Origin of the sequence: Halomonas sp. A40-4 (genome assembly GCF_015767635.1) — a bacterium.
Taxonomy (GTDB): domain Bacteria; phylum Pseudomonadota; class Gammaproteobacteria; order Pseudomonadales; family Halomonadaceae; genus Vreelandella; species Vreelandella janggokensis.
The window spans coordinates 1-18,325 of sequence record NZ_CP065230.1; the positions used below are offsets into that span (position 1 = coordinate 1).

Annotated in this window: 14 protein-coding genes; 6 read left to right on the plus strand and 8 right to left on the minus strand. The window is 52.8% G+C overall.

From position 1 onward, the window contains the following. Positions 1-136 precede the first annotated feature (136 nt). The 4 genes from dnaA (at position 137) to gyrB (ending at position 6,418) form a co-directional block, all read left to right on the plus strand. Entirely contained in the window at positions 137-1,609 is a 1,473-nt protein-coding gene (gene dnaA / locus IT895_RS00005; protein ID WP_199284380.1) for a chromosomal replication initiator protein DnaA, read from the plus strand. Between the two features lie 55 nt (positions 1,610-1,664). Next, a complete protein-coding gene (gene dnaN / locus IT895_RS00010) occupies positions 1,665-2,768 on the plus strand; it encodes a DNA polymerase III subunit beta (protein WP_066315588.1) in 1,104 nt (367 codons plus the stop codon). An 86-nt stretch (positions 2,769-2,854) separates the two neighbouring features. Continuing rightward, entirely contained in the window at positions 2,855-3,958 is a 1,104-nt protein-coding gene (recF, locus tag IT895_RS00015; RefSeq protein ID WP_085919165.1) for a DNA replication/repair protein RecF, read from the plus strand. A gap of 39 nt (positions 3,959-3,997) precedes the next feature. Next, entirely contained in the window at positions 3,998-6,418 is a 2,421-nt protein-coding gene (gyrB, locus tag IT895_RS00020) for a DNA topoisomerase (ATP-hydrolyzing) subunit B (protein WP_199284381.1), read from the plus strand. Positions 6,419-6,490: 72 nt separating this feature from the next. Here the strand turns inward: gyrB and gmhB are convergent, their stop codons facing one another. The 3 genes from gmhB to glyQ all read right to left on the minus strand — a co-directional run bounded on the left by gmhB (position 6,491) and on the right by glyQ (position 10,255). Then, on the minus strand, positions 6,491-7,063 hold the full coding sequence (gmhB, locus tag IT895_RS00025; protein ID WP_199284382.1) for a D-glycero-beta-D-manno-heptose 1,7-bisphosphate 7-phosphatase: 573 nt from the start codon (positions 7,061-7,063) through the stop codon (positions 6,491-6,493). 166 nt (positions 7,064-7,229) lie between these two features. Then, positions 7,230-9,296: a glycine--tRNA ligase subunit beta gene (gene glyS / locus IT895_RS00030; RefSeq protein ID WP_199284383.1), complete on the minus strand. Its 2,067-nt coding sequence runs from the start codon at positions 9,294-9,296 to the stop codon at positions 7,230-7,232. Beyond that, positions 9,296-10,255, minus strand: coding sequence for a glycine--tRNA ligase subunit alpha (glyQ, locus tag IT895_RS00035; RefSeq protein WP_085919161.1), 960 nt, complete (start codon positions 10,253-10,255; stop codon positions 9,296-9,298). Before glyQ ends, glyS begins: the two co-directional genes overlap by 1 nt. A 110-nt stretch (positions 10,256-10,365) precedes the next feature. On the opposite strand from glyQ, the gene rfaD reads away from it, so the two are divergent. Together rfaD and waaF are read left to right on the plus strand one after the other, a co-directional pair. Then, positions 10,366-11,322 (plus strand): ADP-glyceromanno-heptose 6-epimerase, encoded by a 957-nt coding sequence (rfaD, locus tag IT895_RS00040; RefSeq protein ID WP_199284384.1) that lies wholly within the window; start codon positions 10,366-10,368, stop codon positions 11,320-11,322. After that, positions 11,315-12,358, plus strand: a complete 1,044-nt coding sequence (gene waaF / locus IT895_RS00045; RefSeq protein WP_085919159.1) for a lipopolysaccharide heptosyltransferase II — start codon at positions 11,315-11,317, stop codon at positions 12,356-12,358. The genes rfaD and waaF overlap by 8 nt, the downstream gene beginning before the upstream one ends. Here waaF and IT895_RS00050 read toward each other — a convergent pair. The 5 genes from IT895_RS00050 to IT895_RS00070 form a co-directional block, all read right to left on the minus strand. After that, positions 12,348-13,919: a sulfatase-like hydrolase/transferase gene (locus IT895_RS00050; RefSeq protein ID WP_233337316.1), complete on the minus strand. Its 1,572-nt coding sequence runs from the start codon at positions 13,917-13,919 to the stop codon at positions 12,348-12,350. The genes waaF and IT895_RS00050 overlap by 11 nt on opposite strands. 162 nt (positions 13,920-14,081) lie before the next feature. Beyond that, positions 14,082-15,056 (minus strand): glycosyl transferase family 90, encoded by a 975-nt coding sequence (locus IT895_RS00055; protein WP_199284385.1) that lies wholly within the window; start codon positions 15,054-15,056, stop codon positions 14,082-14,084. A gap of 4 nt (positions 15,057-15,060) precedes the next feature. Next, positions 15,061-16,098: a glycosyltransferase family 4 protein gene (locus IT895_RS00060; RefSeq protein ID WP_199284386.1), complete on the minus strand. Its 1,038-nt coding sequence runs from the start codon at positions 16,096-16,098 to the stop codon at positions 15,061-15,063. Between the two features lie 3 nt (positions 16,099-16,101). Continuing rightward, entirely contained in the window at positions 16,102-16,947 is an 846-nt protein-coding gene (locus tag IT895_RS00065) for a glycosyltransferase family 2 protein (RefSeq protein ID WP_233337317.1), read from the minus strand. Further along, complete coding sequence (locus IT895_RS00070; protein WP_199284387.1) at positions 16,881-18,035, minus strand: glycosyltransferase; 1,155 nt, start codon at positions 18,033-18,035, stop codon at positions 16,881-16,883. The genes IT895_RS00065 and IT895_RS00070 overlap by 67 nt, the downstream gene beginning before the upstream one ends. Positions 18,036-18,325: the final 290 nt, after the last annotated feature.

The following is an 18,325-nucleotide window of genomic DNA, read 5'->3' on the forward strand; positions in this document are numbered from 1 at the left end:
GATCAGCACTTGGAATATCTATCAATTCGACACCTGAAAAGTTTTCCACAGCTTATTAAAACGCCCCAGTCCTGTGTGGATAACCACGCCGTTGGACGCTACAATGGTCGGCCTTTTTCAACCGATGGTGAGATGTGTGTCACTCGCGCTTTGGCAACAGTGCCTGAATTACCTGCAGGACGAGCTGAGTTCGCAGCAGTTCAACACGTGGATACGTCCACTGCAGGCTGAAGATAGTGAGGCTAACGAGCTGCGCTTGTTGGCGCCTAACCGCTTTGTGCGCGATTGGGTGAGTGACAAGTACGCCAAGCGGATTAGCGAACTGATGCGCGAGCTTGCCCCTTCGAAACCTCCCAAGGTTAGCCTCACGGTAGGTAGTCGACGGCCAGCAGCACCTGCCCCCCAACCCCGTGATCTGGGTAATCCGGTCTCGGCCTCTCCGGCACCGCGTGCGTCGGCGGCTGTTCATACGCCGCCACGGGGCGATATTGCTGACGAGCGTGAAATCGATCAGCTACGCGAGGAGGGAAGTGGTTCAGACCGGCGTTCGAACGAGCGCCAGGTTCAGGTTGAGGGTGGGCTCAAGCATACCAGCGGGCTAAATCCTAACTTTACTTTTGATACTTTCGTGGAAGGTAAATCCAACCAGCTCGCGCGCGCGGCTTCTCGCCAGGTTTCCGAAAATCCGGGTGGGGCCTATAACCCGCTATTCTTGTATGGCGGTGTTGGTCTGGGTAAAACCCACTTGATGCATGCCGTTGGTAATGGTCTGGCGTTGCGCCGTGAAAATGCGCGTGTGGTCTACCTTCACTCAGAGCGTTTCGTGGCCGATATGGTGAAGGCACTACAGCTCAATGCCATCAATGACTTCAAGCGTTTTTACCGTAGTGTTGATGCGTTACTCATTGATGATATTCAATTTTTTGCCGGTAAAGAGCGCTCTCAGGAAGAGTTCTTCCATACCTTTAATGCGTTATTGGAAGGCGGTCAGCAAATGATTCTGACGTCGGATCGCTACCCCAAGGAAATCAGTGGTGTCGAAGAACGCCTGAAATCACGCTTTGGGTGGGGCCTTACTGTCGCTATTGAGCCGCCTGAGTTGGAAACCCGTGTGGCTATTTTGATGAAAAAAGCGGATCAGGCCAAAGTCGACTTGCCCCATGATGCGGCGTTCTTTATTGCCCAGAAGATTCGATCGAACGTGCGCGAGCTTGAAGGTGCCCTCAAAAAAGTGATTGCTGACTCGCACTTCATGGGCAAGACCATTACCCAGGACTTTATACGTGAGTCGCTTAAAGACTTGTTGGCGCTACAAGACAAGCAGGTGGGCGTCGACAATATCCAGCGAACGGTAGCGGAATATTACAAAATCAAGGTTGCCGATTTATTATCCAAACGGCGTTCCCGGTCGGTTGCAAGGCCCCGTCAAGTTGCCATGGCGCTTGCCAAGGAATTGACCAATCACAGTCTGCCTGAGATTGGCGATGCGTTTGGCGGTCGTGATCACACGACGGTGTTACATGCCTGCCGCAAGGTGAAAGTGTTGCAGGAAGAAAACGCCGATATTCGCGAAGACTATAAGAACCTGTTACGCCTACTGACCAGTTAATCAACCAGGACGGACCTGTTTCAGCAGGTCTTTCAGGATAGACAACGGAGTATTGATGAAATTTTCGATTTCCCGAGAGGCGCTGCTACGTCCGCTTACCTTGGTAGCAGGGGTGGTAGAGCGCCGTCAGACATTGCCTGTTTTATCGAATGTGCTGATCCAGGTAGACGGTGACCAGGTGGCCCTGACGGGCACTGATCTGGAAGTCGAATTGGTTGGCCGCACTGTCGCCAGTCAGGTGGATCAAGAAGGCTCGGCAACCGTGCCGGCCCGCAAGTTGATGGATATTTGTAAGTCGCTCCCTGATCAGTCAGATATACAGCTAGCGGTTGAAGAGGGTCGCGCTGTCCTGAGGAGTGGTCGGTCTCGCTTCACACTGTCGACGCTTCCCGCCGCTGAGTTTCCATCTATTGAAGATGCCGAAGGCAGCCAGGAATTGAGTGTTCCGCGTGGTACGCTGAAACACCTGATCGAAGCGACATCCTTCGCCATGGCCCAGCAGGATGTTCGCTATTATCTGAACGGTATGCTGCTCGAGATTCAGAGCAACCTCCTGCGCACCGTGGCGACTGATGGGCATCGCCTGGCGATGTGTTCGCGGCCGGTGGACGTGACCGTTGATCAGTCACAGAAGCTCATTGTTCCCCGTAAAGGGATTCTCGAATTGTCCCGTTTGCTTGACGATAGCGATGAGCCGGTGAGCCTGACATTAGGATCCACGCATGTGAGGGCGCACACCGGTGATTTTACGTTCACGTCCAAGCTGATTGATGGAAAATTCCCCGACTATGAGCGTGTGGTACCGCGCAACGGTGACAAGGTTTTAATTGCTGAGCGCGCCGAACTCCGCCAAGTGCTTTCCCGCACCGCTATCCTGTCCAATGAGAAGTACCGTGGTGTACGCCTTTATCTCGAGGAAAATAACCTCAAGGTAATGGCCAATAACCCTGAACAGGAAGAAGCGGAAGAGAACATTGCCGTTGAATATACGGGCTCGGCCATGGAAGTTGGTTTTAACGTCGGCTATCTGGTCGATGTGATGGGCGTACTGGATGAAGACCGCGTACAAATCACCCTTGCAGACCCCAATAGCAGTGCGCTTCTGGAAGAGCCGGGTGGGGGTGACGCACTCTACGTTGTCATGCCGATGCGTCTATAAAGTCCTCAGTTGGCGATAATTTACCGAGTGACGGCGTATGGGCGCCGTCGCTATGTTTCAGGGCGCACAAAATAAGTGACGGGTGAATGGGTCTTCTTCAGCTTAATTTCGATGGTCTTCGCAACTTGCAGCCTGTGGATATGGCACCGTCGCCCGGTATCAACGTGATTAATGGCGTTAACGGAAGCGGTAAAACAAGCTTGCTGGAAGGCATTCATATCCTGGGCATGGGCAGGTCATTCAGGACACGTCAGCTCAAGCATGCGATTCAAACGGATGCGCCCCACGTAACGCTGTATGGCCGTTTGTCCGGAGAGCCTGATGTTGCACTAGGGGTCCGTCGCTTGCGCGCCACCAGCGAGCTGGAACTGCGTATCAAGGGTGATAAGAACGCCCGCCTAGCGGATCTGGTGGAAGCCATGCCGCTTCAACTCATCAATCCTGATGCTTTTCGCCTTTTGGAAGGTTCCCCCTCAGGTCGTCGTGAATTCCTGGACTGGGGTGTGTTTCACGTGAAACATGGTTTTCTCGAAATATGGAAGCGAACGCGTCGAGCGTTGAAACATCGGAATGCCTTGTTGAGGCATGGTAGAATAGAGCCTCAGGAGTTTGCCATCTGGGAGCAAGAGTTTGCTAACTGGGGTGAGCAAATAGATACGCTAAGACGGGACTGGTTCGCTGAGTTTCTCCCTGTATTTGAAGAAACCCTCGAATGGCTACTCCCACTACCCGGTTTAACGCTTCACTATGCGAGAGGCTGGGATAAAAGAAGGTCGTTGGTTGATGTACTGCAGGCTAGCCGTTCAACCGATCAGCAAATGGGCTTTACGCAGCAAGGCCCTCAGCGAGCAGACTTGCGCATCAAGCTTAATAAGCAACCTGCGATAGAAGTTCTTTCCCGAGGCCAACAAAAACTGGTGGTGAGTGCGCTCAAGCTAGCGCAGGGTCGGCTTCTGGAAAGAGCGTCACAGCGGCATTGCATCTATTTGATTGACGACTTGCCCGCCGAGCTAGACAAGTTGCATCGGTTAAGGTTTTGTCAATTACTGGAAGATATGCAGTGCCAAGTATTTATTACCAGCGTCGAACCTGATGCTTTAAGGCAAACATGGCAGGCTCAAACCCATGTAAGGATGTTTCACGTGAAACATGCGGATAATGGATTGAGTCAGTTAATGCCTGAAGGGTAGACGACACGGATAGAGACAGACTTCACGACGGAGTGGTCAATGAGCGAGCAGGCTTACGATTCATCAAGCATCAAGGTGCTCAAGGGGCTGGATGCGGTACGCAAGCGTCCAGGCATGTACATCGGCGATACAGACGACGGCACCGGGCTGCACCACATGGTCTTCGAGTTGGTGGATAACTCCATCGATGAAGCCCTGGCTGGCCACTGCAGCGAAATTCGTGTGGTTATTCACCCTGATGAATCCGTCACGGTCAGCGATAATGGACGCGGTGTGCCTACCGAGATTCACGAAGGTGAAGGCGTATCGGCCGCTGAAGTCATCATGACCGTCCTGCACGCAGGCGGTAAGTTTGACGATAATTCGTATAAGGTTTCCGGGGGGCTCCATGGTGTGGGCGTTTCCGTGGTCAACGCCTTGTCCGAAGAGCTGCGGCTGACGATCTGGCGCCAGGGAGACGTTTTTGAACAGGTTTATCACCACGGTGTTCCCCAAGCTCCCCTCGCCGTTGTGGGCACGACAGAAAAGAGTGGTACGCGAGTGCATTTCCGGCCTTCACCGGAGACGTTCACCAGTATCGAATTCCACTATGATATTCTGGCGAAACGGCTAAGGGAGTTGTCCTTCCTGAATTCTGGCGTTGCCATCCGCTTGATGGATGAGCGCAGTGGCAAGGAAGAGCTTTTCCATTATGAAGGTGGTTTGAAAGCGTTTGTTGACCACCTCAACCAGAATAAATCAGTGCTCAACCCGGTGTTTCACTTCAACGCGGTTCGTGAGGACGGTATTGAAGTGGAAGTGGCCATGCAGTGGAACGATACCTTTACAGAGAGTATTTTCTGCTACACCAACAATATTCCCCAGCGCGATGGCGGTGCGCACCTGGCTGGCTTTCGCGCGTCGTTAACGCGGACGCTGAACCATTACATCGAGGCTGAAGGTCTGCTCAAGAAGGCCAAGGTCAATACCTCGGGTGATGATGCGCGAGAAGGCTTGACCGCGATTATTTCAGTAAAAGTGCCTGACCCGAAGTTCTCCTCACAAACCAAGGACAAGCTGGTCTCCTCGGAAGTTAAGACCGCGGTAGAACAGGAAATGGGCCGTCTATTTTCTGACTACTTGATCGAGAAGCCCAACGAAGCCAAAGCAATCGTCAATAAGATGCTTGATGCAGCACGGGCGCGTGAAGCGGCTCGTAAGGCGCGGGATATGACACGCCGTAAAGGGGCGCTGGATATTGCCGGGCTGCCTGGCAAGCTCGCCGACTGCCAGGAAAAAGACCCCAGCCAGTCGGAGCTGTATCTGGTGGAGGGTGATTCGGCGGGTGGCAGTGCCAAGCAGGGCCGTGACCGTCGCACGCAAGCGATTTTGCCGCTTAAAGGCAAGATACTGAACGTCGAAAAGGCGCGTTTCGACAAGATGCTATCGTCAGCGGAAGTTGGCACGCTAATAACCGCGCTGGGCTGCGGTATTGGTCGCGAAGAGTTTAATCCCGACAAATTACGGTATCATTCCATCATCATCATGACAGACGCTGATGTTGATGGCTCGCATATTCGAACGCTGCTGCTTACGTTCTTTTTCCGTCAGATGCCCGAGCTGATCGAGCGCGGTCATGTGTTTATCGCGCAGCCACCGCTTTACAAGATCAAGCGTGGCAAGCAAGAGCTTTACCTCAAAGACGAGCAGGCGATGGTTGATTACCTGACGACCACAGCCCTGGACGGTGCAGGGCTCCATGTCAATGCCGATGCGCCGGGTATCGCCGGGTCGCAGCTTGAATCGTTGGTTAACCAGTACCGCAATGTGATGAAGCGTATTGACCGTCTTGCACGGGTATACCCCATCGAAGTGCTCAAGCAGGCTGTTCACGCCACCGCTCTTGAGGGTGAAGCAAGCCTTAAAGATCGCGTTACCATGGAAAACTGGATTGCCGAGCTGCAAAAAGCCATGGATGACATGGTGGCCTATGAAGGCGGCCCGCGTTATCAGTTCTATCTCCACGAAGACACGGAGCGTGATCTTCACCTGCCAGCCGTATCGCTCATTGCTCATGGTGTGACGACCGAGTATGTATGGGGTCTGGATTTCTTTGAAAGTGCAGATTACCGTGCCATTGCGGCGCTGGGTGGCACGATTAACGGTCTTCTTGAAGAAGGTGCCTATATCGCTCGAGGCGAGCGCCAGAAGCCGGTTGCCCACTTCTCTGAAGTGCTGGCCTGGCTGATGCAGGAAGGTCAGCGTGGCCTTTCTGTGCAGCGTTACAAAGGCCTTGGTGAGATGAACCCGGAACAACTCTGGGATACCACGATGGATCCTGATAGTCGTCGTATGCTGCGGGTCACCATTGAAGACGCGGTGGCGGCTGACATGATGTTCAACACCTTGATGGGTGATGAAGTTGAGCCGCGGCGTGACTTTATTGAATCCAATGCGCTGACGGCGAATATCGATATCTAGCACGCTGTTTCACGTGAAACAGTCGGTGCTTTGCCTGATGAAAAACGCTGCCCGCTCAGGAGCAGCGTTTTTTTATGGCTGAGGAATTATCTGTTGTTGGTCACACAGCCAATCAGCAAACTCTGCCAGATCGCGATAGACCAGTGCCTTCTCCAGACCTATATTCCTGGAGAGCGTTTTTTCCCCTTTGCCCGTTTTGACCAGTACCGGTCGACAGCCAACCGCTTCACCTGCTTGAAGATCTCTCAGGCTATCACCGACCATCCAGCTGCCCTCAAGGCTCTCCAATTCCAGTTTTTCCTGTATTTCAGCAAGCAGGCCGGGTAACGGTTTGCGGCAATCGCAGTGATCGTCTGGTCCATGTGGGCAGTAGGCGATATGGGCAAGTTGGCCACCTTTGGCATTTACTTGACTTTGAAGATGGTCGTGCATGGCTTGCAGCGTCGATTCATCGTAAAAACCCCGGGCAATGCCCGATTGGTTAGTGGCAATCGCAACCGTGAAGCCCGCGCGGGATAGCTTGGCGATGGCCTCGATAGCGCCGGGTAAGGGGACCCATTCGCTCAAAGATTTGATGTAGGCGTCAGAGTCATGGTTGATAACGCCGTCGCGATCGAGAATGACCAACTGGTGAGCACTCAGCATAGGTATCCTTGGGTGATGGTGGTGCTTTCGCTTTAGCCTTAGATTAAAAGCGGATCAATAAAAGCGCGAATGTTTCACGTGAAACAGTGCTGTGGGTATAAAAAAGCCCGGCAACCTGGGTGCCGGGCTTTCCGTGTTTCAAACCGTATCAGATACTGGGTTGGCGTTATTGAGGCAATTGGGCGATGTCTGCCACTTCAAGGAATAGCGCCTGAAGACTGGCAAGCAATGCAAGGCGATTACGGCGAATGGACACATCATCGGCCATCACCATCACCTGATCAAAGAAATTATCCACCGGCTCGCGCAACGTTGCCAACGCATCAAGCGCCTGCTGGTAATCACCGGCGGCAAACAGCGGAGTCACCTGATGCTGGCTGAGGGTTACTGCATTGAACAATGCTTGTTCCGCCGGCTCTTGCAGCAGGCTTTGATCGACCTGAGTGCTGCCGTCATGTTCCTGCTTGCTGAGAATATTAGAAACACGCTTATTGGCTGCGGCCAGGGCAGCCGCCTCATCACGCTGGGCGAAAGCTTTGACGGCACGCAGGCGGCGAGCGAAATCGAGCGGCTTGGTCACCGGGCGGGCGCGAACAGCCAGGTACATTTCGGCGCTGATGCCTTCTTCCTGGCCCCAGGCGCGGAAACGATCGAGCATGTAGGTCAGGACATCATCGATTAGTCCTTCCGCCTTGGGGAGATCCCGGTACTGTTCAGCGGCCACGTTAAGCAGCTCACGAAGGTCGAGATTAAGTTCGCCTTTGACCAGGATGTTCAGCACACCGATAGAGGCGCGACGCAATGCAAAGGGATCTTTGGCGCCAGTCGGCCGCTGACCAATACCGAAAATGCCGACCAGGGTGTCCAGACGGTCAGCCAGAGCAAGCGCCTTGCCTGTCGCACTATGGGGAATGGCATCGGTCGCAAAGCGGGGCAGGTACTGTTCTTCAAGTGCCTGGGCAACGTCAGCGGGTTCGCCATCCTGCTCGGCGTAGTAACGCCCCATGATGCCCTGAAGCTCAGGGAATTCCAGTACCATCTCGGTCACCAGATCACACTTGGCAAGTGCAACGGCGCGTTGGGCATGGGTGACGTCACCGCCAATCCTTTCGGCAATGTGGCTTGCGATAGCACTGCTGCGGCGTGCCTTGTCGGCCAGGGTCCCGAGTTGCTGCTGGAAGACCACGCTTTCCAACTGGGGAATACGCGAAGCAAGGGTACGCTTACGGTCGGTGTCGTAGAAAAACGCCGCGTCGGCCAGGCGCGGGCGAATGACCTTTTCATTACCTGAAATCACCTGCTGAGGATCAGCGCTGTCGATGTTCGAGATGGTAATGAAAAGTGGCTTGAGCTTGCCCTGATCATCCAGTAAATGAAAGTACTTCTGGTTGGCCTTCATTGAGGAAACCAGACATTCGGCGGGCACTTCCAGGAAGCGTTCGTCAAAGCTGCCGGTCAGTGCCACGGGCCACTCAACCAGACCGCTGACTTCGACCAAAAGGTCTTCGTCGATTACCGCGTTGGCTTCCTGTACTTCCGCCTCTGCCAGCACCTGCTCGCGGATACGCTCCCGGCGCTGTTGACGGTCGGCCAGCACAAAGGCGTTTTCCAGTGCGCCAAGGTAAGCATCGGCATGCTCGAGCTGAATGGCATCCGGGGCGTGGAAGCGATGACCATAAGTGGTACGGCTGGCTTGCAAACCCAGTGCCTCGGCGGCAATGACATCGCTGCCGTAAAGGGTCACAAGCCAATGAACCGGGCGGGAGAACTCTATTCGCGAGGTACCCCAGCGCATGTTTTTGGGCACGGGCAGCGCGCTGATCGCTTTGCGCAGAATATCGGGCAGTAGCGCCTGTACACTTTCACCCGGCTGATGTTCGCGAAAGCCAAGCCAGGTGCCCTTGTCGGTTTCCAGGTGGATCAATTCATCCACGCTGACACCGCAAGAGCGCGCAAAGCCTTCTGCCGCCTTGGTGGGCGCTCCCTCTTTGAAGGCGGCTGCCAGGGCTGGACCACGGCGCTCGACTTCACGGTCAGGTTGTTTGTCGGCTAGGTTTTTCACCTGCACCGCCAGACGGCGGGGTGTCGCATAAGCCGTAACGCCCTGAAAGGGAATGTCAGCTTCCTGCAGGCCTTTTTCGATCCCGGCCGCGAAGGCATCTGAAAGCGCATCCAGGGCCGTCGGCGGAAGCTCTTCAGCGCCCAGTTCCAGTAGAAGCGTATCAACAGCCATTATGCGTCTCCCTGATCGGCGAGTAGTTCGTTGCGCAGTGATTCCGGGGCCATGGGGAAACCTTCAGCTTTGCGCGACTCAAAATAGGCAGTGGCGACGTCCCGTGCCATGGTCCGAACGCGTAGAATAAAGCGTTGGCGCTCGGTGACCGAAATGGCGTGACGCGCGTCTAACAAGTTGAACGTATGCGACGCCTTCAGCACCTGTTCATAAGCGGGCAGTGGAAGTCTGGCTGCCAGCAATTTGCTGCACTCTTGTTCCTGATGGTCAAAGTTAGCAAATAACTGGTCAACGTCAGCGTGTTCGAAGTTATAGGCGGATTGTTCGCGTTCATTCTGCAGGTAAACGTCGCCGTAGCTGACTTCGCTGCCGTCGGGGGCAATGGCCCAAACCAGGTCATAGACGCTGTCGACGTTTTGCAGGTACATGGCGATGCGCTCAAGCCCGTAGGTCAACTCGCCGGTGACCGGGTAACATTCGATACCGCCGGCCTGCTGGAAATAGGTAAACTGGGTGACTTCCATGCCGTTCAGCCAGACTTCCCAGCCAAGCCCCCAGGCGCCGAGGGTAGGGGATTCCCAGTTGTCCTCGACGAAGCGCACGTCATGGATCAGCGGGTCCAGTCCTAGGCGTTTCAATGAGCCAAGGTACAGGTCCTGGAGATTGCTGGGTGACGGCTTCATGACCACCTGAAATTGATAGTAATGCTGCAGGCGGTTGGGATTTTCGCCGTAGCGGCCGTCTGTAGGGCGGCGAGACGGCTGGACATAGGCAGCGTTCCAGGTCTCCGGCCCAATGGCACGCAGGAAGGTAGCGGGGTGAAAAGTGCCTGCACCAACCTCCATATCGAGCGGCTGGAGAATGACACAGCCTTGTTCTGCCCAATACTGTTGCAGCGCAAGGATCAAGCCTTGAAAGGTCGACACATCAGGCGTCGATTGGTTTGTCGAGACACTCATCGCGGAAAGCACCGTTGGCCATGAATTCATAAGCCGTCAAGTATACAATCCCAAGCAGATAGGTTATAGGCACGAGAGCCAACAGAGCCGTTTTTGGTAAGGAGAATGAAATGATTGTCATAACAGGCGGTGCCGGTTTTATCGGGGCCAACTTGGTCAAAGCGCTGAACGCCCGCGGCCGGAACGATGTAATGGTGGTTGATGATTTGCGCGATGGCACCAAATTCGTCAATTTGGCTGACTGCACCCTGGCGGATTATCTTGATAAAGACGATTTTCTCGCCAGGGTAAAAGCGGCATTGCGGGGAGAGAGCGTCGATCTACCCAAGATCGATGCTATTTTCCATGAGGGCGCCTGTTCCGATACGACGGAATGGGACGGCCACTATATGATGGAAAATAACTTCGAGTACTCCAAAGTACTGCTAAATTACTGCGAGCTGCGGGGAATCCCCTTCTTGTATGCCTCATCAGCTGCCACCTATGGCGGTAGCGAGGTATTCAAGGAGGTGCCTGAGTGTGAAAAACCGCTCAACGTGTATGGCTACTCCAAGCTGCTGTTCGATCAACACGTGCGTACTCGCTGGGATGAGCTGACAACCCAGGTTGTGGGGTTTCGGTATTTCAATGTGTATGGCCCCAGAGAGCAGCATAAAGGCAAGATGGCCAGCGTGGCGTATCATCACCACCTGCAAATCCGTAATGGTGAAACCCTGAAACTGTTTGGTGCCTATGATGGCTATGAGGCCGGTATGCAGAGCCGTGACTTTGTGTATGTAGGCGATGTTGTCGACGTAAACCTGTGGTTTCTGGATAACCCAGGTGCCTCGGGTATTTTCAATCTGGGTACCGGCCGCGCGGAACCGTTTAAGGCGATTGGTGAAGCGGTCATCGATTTCTACGCCAAGGGGCAAATCGATTACATCGATTTCCCGGAAGAACTGAAAGGGCGTTACCAAAGCTATACCCGTGCTGACATAAGCAATCTGCGGGAAGCCGGTTGCGATGTCGAATTCAAAACGGTTGCCCAGGGTGTCAAAGCGTATCTGGAGTGGCTCAATGGCTAATTCCGCCATGCGGCTACTGGTTATCGGGCCTTCCTGGGTGGGCGATATGGTGATGGCCCAGAGCCTGTTCATGACCCTTAAAGCACGTTATCCCAATGCCACCATCGGGGTGGTCGCACCCGCATGGTCACAGCCTATTCTGGAACGAATGCCCGAGGTGGATGAGGTGCTGCCCCTGGCAGTAGGCCACGGCGAGTTTGGTCTTGTCAGTCGGCGCGAACTTGCCAATCGTCTGAAAGGACGTTTTGATCGGGCGATTGTGCTGCCCCGGTCCTGGAAAGCCGCATTGGTGCCCTTTATGGCACGTATTCCTGAGCGTATCGGATTTCTCGGAGAGCATCGCTATGGCCTCTTGAAAGAGCGCCGCAAGCTGGATAAGCAAGTATTGGATCAAACCGTGAAGCGATTTGTCTCGTTAGGGTTGCCGCTTGATGAGGCGGCGACAGGGGATTTTGCGATCCCCAAGCCGCGCCTGACCATTGACCGGGACAATCTGGTCAATTTACGACTGGCCAATATGCTTTCATCCCGTCCGGCGATAGGCATGATGCCGGGGGCTGAATATGGACCGGCGAAACAGTGGCCACTCGACTACTTTCGACAATTAGCCCAAAAGCTTATTGCCGATGGCTATGAAATACGTGTTTTTGGTGGTCCCAAAGACCATGAAGGCGCTGACACGATTGTGAAAGGGCTCCCCCAGGCCCACAATCTATGTGGTAAGACGGCCCTGGCAGATGCGGTGGACCTGCTTGCCGACTGTCGCCAGGTCGTGACCAATGATTCGGGTCTTATGCACGTAGCGGCCGCAGTCGGTGTGCGGATACATGCGCTTTATGGTTCTTCTTCGCCTGCTTACACACCACCGCTTACCGATAATGCGGTGATTCATTATCTTGAACTTTCCTGCTCCCCATGTTTTGAGCGTACCTGCCCATTGGGCCATACTAACTGCTTGAATAAGTTACACGTAGAATCCGTCTATCAGGCAATTTTGGCCGACCGGCAGCGTGAAAAAGTGATCGTTAACGCATAATGTCGACTTCATCGGTTCGGTCTGCCGGCGTTTCAATCACCTGCTCCTGTGGAGAGGGACTGGGTTCCTGACGCTGGGGTGCCAGCCCCTCCCACAGTCGGTGCTGCAGGGCGGTTTCCTCTCGTAAGTGCTCGTTCAAAGTATCCAGGCCATGACGCTCCACCAGGGTTTCCTGATCGCTCAGCAGCGAGACGCCCAGCCCCGCTCGGTGTCCATCCAATGTGAAGTCGAGAGCCTCAAGAATCGTGGGGAAGGCATCCAGCATGGTGGCATTTCGCTGAATTCGCTGGGGAGGCAAATGGTCACCCAGTAGCATGAAGGTGTTTTCACGATCCATCGTGGTCAGCTCGTCCCATACTGATACGCGCATGGTGAGGTGATCACTCATGATCGCCACGACGGTGTCATCCAATAACCCTTCATTGTTCAGGCGATTAATCAGATCGCGTGCCAGCCAGGCAGAGCACTCAACTGAGTAAAGAATGTCTTGCTCATCAAAAGGGCCCTGACGTTCGCGACAGCGCTGGGCAGGAAATCCGTTGGGGGCATGGCCTGAAATACTCAGCGTCACTACCCCCCAGGGGCCGTTATCTGCTTCGTCAAGCCGACGAATTTCTTCAACTGTCATGTCATAAAGGCTGTCATCGTAGATTCCCCAACTGTTGACGTAGTCCGGGTCATCGAGTCGCTGTACGAGCTCTTCCTTGCCTTGAACGCGTTGAAACTGATGGCCGCGGTAGAATAAGCCTTTGCCAGCAAACTCCGTGCTGGCCCCACCCAGGTAGCTGAGTCGGTATCCTTGGGCGGCTAGAATATCGCCCAGGCAGTCAATACCTGGAACAACACTCTTCAATGGTTCGAACTGACTGTCATGGAGAAGCCCCGCTGGCATCAGGGGAACACCGCATTGACTGGCGATCATACCGGCCATGGTCCAGCCGGTATTCTCCATTTGCTGAATACCCTCAAAGACAACGCCCCGTTCACCGAGGCGGTTAAGGTCATCGTAAGCATCGCCAAACTGGGTGGCATCATAAGTGCGCTCGATGCTTTCCAAATAAAGTACAAGCAAGTTAGGGGCTTCTTTCTGATTAGATGTAGGTGGGGCTACATAGCGCTGATCCAGCCAATCAGCGTTGTCGGCCACCACTGCCGCGCTGCGCTGGCCCAGCCCGAAAAGCAAAGGATTACTGGCGAGAAGCCCAATCGCCAGAAAGCGTTCTATCAATCGCCAACGTTGATCATGGCGGGACAGCCAGGTGACAGAAGCCAATACAGCAAGCATGCTCAGTGTATAAACAAGGGCGGTAATCATCTTGCCTGCACCGCCATGCTCAGCCATGCCTGCCTGGAGATGGAAAAAAACAGCCCCCAAGTCGACATTACCGAAGCTGTCTGCCAGGTAGATATAAACACCCCATAGACTTAACGGCGCAAGCGACCACGGCCATACTTTGCGGTAACGTGCATTGAGAGGCCGCCCCCAGCGTAACTTTATACCGACGCTTAACCAGGCGAGAGCAAACAGGAACAGCGTCCACAAGGGTAGGCGGGTTAGCACGGTGATCGCATAGCCAAGGGAGAGACCGATCAGGGTGATGGCAATGATGGCTAACCTAACGTTATCCAGTTTAGAGAAAAAGCGATAATGAATGATGACATTTACCTGATTTAAATAGTGAGAATCAAATTGAAGCGAGATCGGTGGATGTTAATAATAGCGTTAATGAGAGAAAAATTGATGGGTACGCTCGAAATATTTTTGCATAACCAATAGGCCAACCAAACGTTCTTTTTCGGTATCCATAAATTGATCTACGTAACGGTTGGCATTGCGAATAATCTCTTTTGCTTCGCAGGGGTGTTCCCGGTAGTAGATGATTTTATCTTCAAGGTCAGAGTAATCATCCTTGAGTAGCACATAGTGATATCCAGGCAGCAATGTGCCTTCCATGAACCATGTTTCAAAGCGTGGTCGTCTCATGAAGCACAGTGAGTTAGAGGCCATTATCCATTTGAGATTGGTTGCAACATCCTTGCCTTCGATACTCATCACAAATTTATACTTCAATTGCGCCGGGACCGACATGAAATGTTTATGCCAAGGCTGGCCAAGCGCATTTTTGTGAATGTCACCCACATTACATAGCGGATGATCGTAAAAGTCTCGGATGAATTGACGCCGATGCTCTTGATGGCAAGAACCACGCCATACCACGAGGTCAAGCTTGGCATCATAGCGGTAAGGATCTTTTACTGTGTAGTAATGACGAACGCGGTTTAACTTAAGTAAAACAGAGTTTTGATTGTGGTCACTGATGGGGCGGCTTTTAACCAAGGTTGGCACGTCGGGCACAGTGGTTACATCACCAAAGCGATGACAGAAGCGTAGCTCAGGTGGAAAATAGCGCAATACGCTGAGTAAATCCAAGTAATAAGTGCCACTTTTCTCACGCTTGAAACTAGATAGCGTTATGGCCTGCTCGGGAAGTTCAACGTTATCATTCAGTTGATTGCAGTAATTAACACGATTAAGTATTATTTGCCGCTCGTCCTCTGAAAAGCTCTTAAGCTTGCGAAGCAAGTTTTTTCGTTGACGCTGAAGAAAAGCCCCTGGAATCAGGCGGTGAAAGGTATGTCGGGCATAAAAGCTAAGCTTGTGAAAGTTTTTATGTGCTTTTGCAGACGTTGCAAGCATAATGTTAATTCACTATTGATTGATAGAGATGCCAGTAAGATGCTGCCATTGACTGAGGGCTGTATTGATCCAAATGCTCAGTGGCCTCTTGAGCTAACTGTTGACGAAGAGCTGGATCTTCACGTAAACGAATAATCCCTTTAGCCAGCGATTCAGCATCGCTGGAGGGAATAAGTAATCCCGTATGCTCATGTTTGACGATATCGGGTATGCCGCCTACATCAGTGGCAATGACGGGGATGCCTAGCTGCATGACATCCAGAATAACAGAACCCAATCCCTCATTACGTGACGGAAATGCAAATATATCCAGGCCAGCCAGATAATTGGCAATATCGCTTTTAAATCCGAGCCAGGAGACATTGCCAAGCGACGACGACTCTGCTTTTAGTGCCTCTGCATCTTTACCATCACCTAAAAAAATAAAGTGTATATCCGGCGCTTGATGTTCAAGCATCTGCGCAGCCTTCAGTAGCACTCGCTGACCCTTATGGCTATCGACCACGGCGCCTGCGTGGCCTACCAAGAATTTATCCCTAAAATCCTCACGAAAACTGTTGGCGGCCTCAAGTTTAGGCGTCAAACGTGAATAGGCACTCGGTATCAACGTTACATTGCCCCACTGGCTGTCTTCCAGAAGGTGCTTTATAACTTGGGAAAGGGCAACTCGGGCGGATGCATGCGAGTAACTTTGCTGGTTAAACCACTTTTTCCTAACGGGTGCATCAACACGACGAGTAATTAAATAGGGTGTGCCTTTTAAACGATAGTGCAAATAGGCCCAATGAACGCCTTTTGCATCGTGAGCATGTACCAACTGAGTGTCGCCGAGATGAAAGTGTCCGGCCAACTGATGATCGGCCGTCTGAAACGTGAGTTTCGTTACGCCATGCAGGTGTTGACGCATGGGAGAGTCGCGACGGCAAACCAGTGTTTGTGAAAGGTCGTTGTGTGACTGCTCTGCCAATGTCTTGATTAATAACTCAGTTTGGCGCTCGCCGCCACGAAATCCGCGCGCCAAATTGACATGAGTAATGTGCATTGATCACCAAACCTTATTAAAATCTTCCGCTTCAAGCACTTTGGGATCACGTTGATACTCGAGTAGCTTGGCATACTTCAAATAGCTATTGAGCCCCGCGCTGACTGCAACGGTCATGCCATCAACCCCGCCCATAAAGCCGCGCTGTAATACATATTTACGCACAAAAGCATTCAGCCCATGTGCAAACGGTGAGAAAGCGTTAGCCCGCTTCCCTTTCTGGAACATGATTTTGGCCGCGCGACCACTGAAATTACGCCCTGGCTTGGCAAACAGTTGCCCAAGGTTATCAAAAGAGTGGTGTATCATATCCGCATCAAGTCGCTTTGGATTGGCGGCGATGACTTTTGCGTGCTGCTTGACGTCAGCAAAGCGTGCATGGCGATGGTTGTAGAGTCGAATACAGTAATCTGGATACCAGCCGCAGACCTGGATCCAGCGTGATCCAATCATGTTGCGTCGCCGAAAGGCAAAGGCGTCGTGCTCGGTTGCCGCGAGCTCAAGCTGACGAATCGCTTCTACCATCTCTGGGGTAAGACGTTCATCAGCGTCCAGACTCAGAACCCAGTCATACTTGACATGTTCAAGTGCAACATTTTTCTGAATGCCGTCGCCCAAGTATGCCTGATGTACCACTCTGGCACCCAACTCGGTCGCAATCGCCACGGTTCGATCCTGGCTGCCTGAATCTACGACAACAACGTCATCACAAACCTGGCGAGCGGAAGCAATACAGTCCGCAATATTGGCTTCTTCGTTAAAGGCAATAATATTAGCCGATATCATGAAACAGGCATCTCTTGCAAAAAGGCAGAAGTAATGTGTGCTGGTGAAAAACGTTCCAGCCAACCTTCATCAATAGCGTAGCCGCCAGCGTCAAGAATGCCATCAACACGGGCTGCTAACGCCTCCGGTGTCATTTCACACAGGTAAGCTTCCAAATCACCGGTCATGATATCACGTACCCCGCCTGGACAATCGACCGAAACAACAGGGGTTTGGCAGGCCAGCGCTTCGAGCAGTACGATGCCAAGACCTTCATGTGCCGAGCTCAGGATAAACAAACGAGCATGGTGCATCCATGGGTAAGGATTTAATTGGCGGCCCGCAAAAATAACGTTCTCAGCAATTCCAAGCTCAATGGCAAGCGCCTCCAGTTCTTTGCGTAATGGCCCCTCGCCGACAATCACAAGCGGGAGGGGCGTTTTCATTTTGGCATACGCCCTCAGCAGGAGGTCATGGTTCTTTTGCGGTACTAAGCGGGCCACGTTGAGTAAATAAGGGAAATTGGGTCGCTCCGGGAAGTCATCTTTCATGGCCTGCTGGATGGCGGCTACAGGGCAGGGATTTGTGATGGTTTTCAATGATAAAGGCTCTACCTTTAGCGCCTGCATTGTCGTCGCTATTTGTTTTTCGACCCCGTGAGAAACGGTAATTAGATGTTTATTATGAAATAGGCAGCGTGCTTTCAGTCGCTCCAACCAGGCATTGTGGCCTAAGGTTGGCTTGACGATATTTTCAAGAACGTAACAGGCGCGCGTGTCCTGGAAAGACCAAACCGTTTCGAAGGTGCCAATACCACGAAAGATAATTCGGTCAAAAGAGCCGTATTGGCGCTCTAGGCGGCGTATTTCGCGCTTAAACAGTTTTCCGCCCCACCATCCTGATAATAAAAAATAGCTTTTGCGTAAAACGCTATTGAACAGGCGTGCGGCGATCTCGATGACGCCGCCTATACCTGATGTCCACATGGCACGTGCAAGCTCGAAATGATGAACATTGACGTGGTCATTGCTCGGTTCCAACTGGGGTGGGCGCGACTTGAAATACATCAAGTGGCTCTCATGCCCCTGTTCTGCAAAGCTGTCTGCGAGGTTCACCGCTACGCGTTCCATCCCACCAATTTTTAACGTACGAACGACAATCAATACCTTCATGAAGGTGAATCCTTTTGGTGTAGCGGAGGTTGCATAATAGGGCTGTATTGGAGCCGCTGGGCGCATCGCGAATTGTGGATCGCGACAGCAGGTGTCTCAGAAATTGCAGTACAGATGTGAAAGATATCCTTGAGAACAGGTGCCAGGGCGTTAGCAAGTCATCAGGCTGATATCGGGAAGTTGCAGGAAGTATCTGTTAGCGTGCCATAGAACCAGCTTACACGAAACAAGCCCTCAGAAGGTTGGATTGGACGTCTATGTGTATAGTCGAGTATCAGGAGGGCTGGTAA

What these genes read in the sequence shown, in the direction of transcription:
- IT895_RS00055 (WP_199284385.1), bottom strand. Translation starts at nt 15,056, where the DNA reads ATGCTTGCAACGTCTGCAAAAGCACATAAAAACTTTCACAAGCTTAGC.
- IT895_RS00060 (WP_199284386.1), bottom strand. Translation starts at nt 16,098, where the DNA reads ATGCACATTACTCATGTCAATTTGGCGCGCGGATTTCGTGGCGGCGAG.
- waaF (WP_085919159.1), top strand. Translation starts at nt 11,315, where the DNA reads ATGGCTAATTCCGCCATGCGGCTACTGGTTATCGGGCCTTCCTGGGTG.
- rfaD (WP_199284384.1), top strand. Translation starts at nt 10,366, where the DNA reads ATGATTGTCATAACAGGCGGTGCCGGTTTTATCGGGGCCAACTTGGTC.
- glyQ (WP_085919161.1), bottom strand. Translation starts at nt 10,255, where the DNA reads ATGAGTGTCTCGACAAACCAATCGACGCCTGATGTGTCGACCTTTCAA.
- recF (WP_085919165.1), top strand. Translation starts at nt 2,855, where the DNA reads ATGGGTCTTCTTCAGCTTAATTTCGATGGTCTTCGCAACTTGCAGCCT.
- gmhB (WP_199284382.1), bottom strand. Translation starts at nt 7,063, where the DNA reads ATGCTGAGTGCTCACCAGTTGGTCATTCTCGATCGCGACGGCGTTATC.
- dnaN (WP_066315588.1), top strand. Translation starts at nt 1,665, where the DNA reads ATGAAATTTTCGATTTCCCGAGAGGCGCTGCTACGTCCGCTTACCTTG.
- IT895_RS00070 (WP_199284387.1), bottom strand. Translation starts at nt 18,035, where the DNA reads ATGAAGGTATTGATTGTCGTTCGTACGTTAAAAATTGGTGGGATGGAA.
- gyrB (WP_199284381.1), top strand. Translation starts at nt 3,998, where the DNA reads ATGAGCGAGCAGGCTTACGATTCATCAAGCATCAAGGTGCTCAAGGGG.
- glyS (WP_199284383.1), bottom strand. Translation starts at nt 9,296, where the DNA reads ATGGCTGTTGATACGCTTCTACTGGAACTGGGCGCTGAAGAGCTTCCG.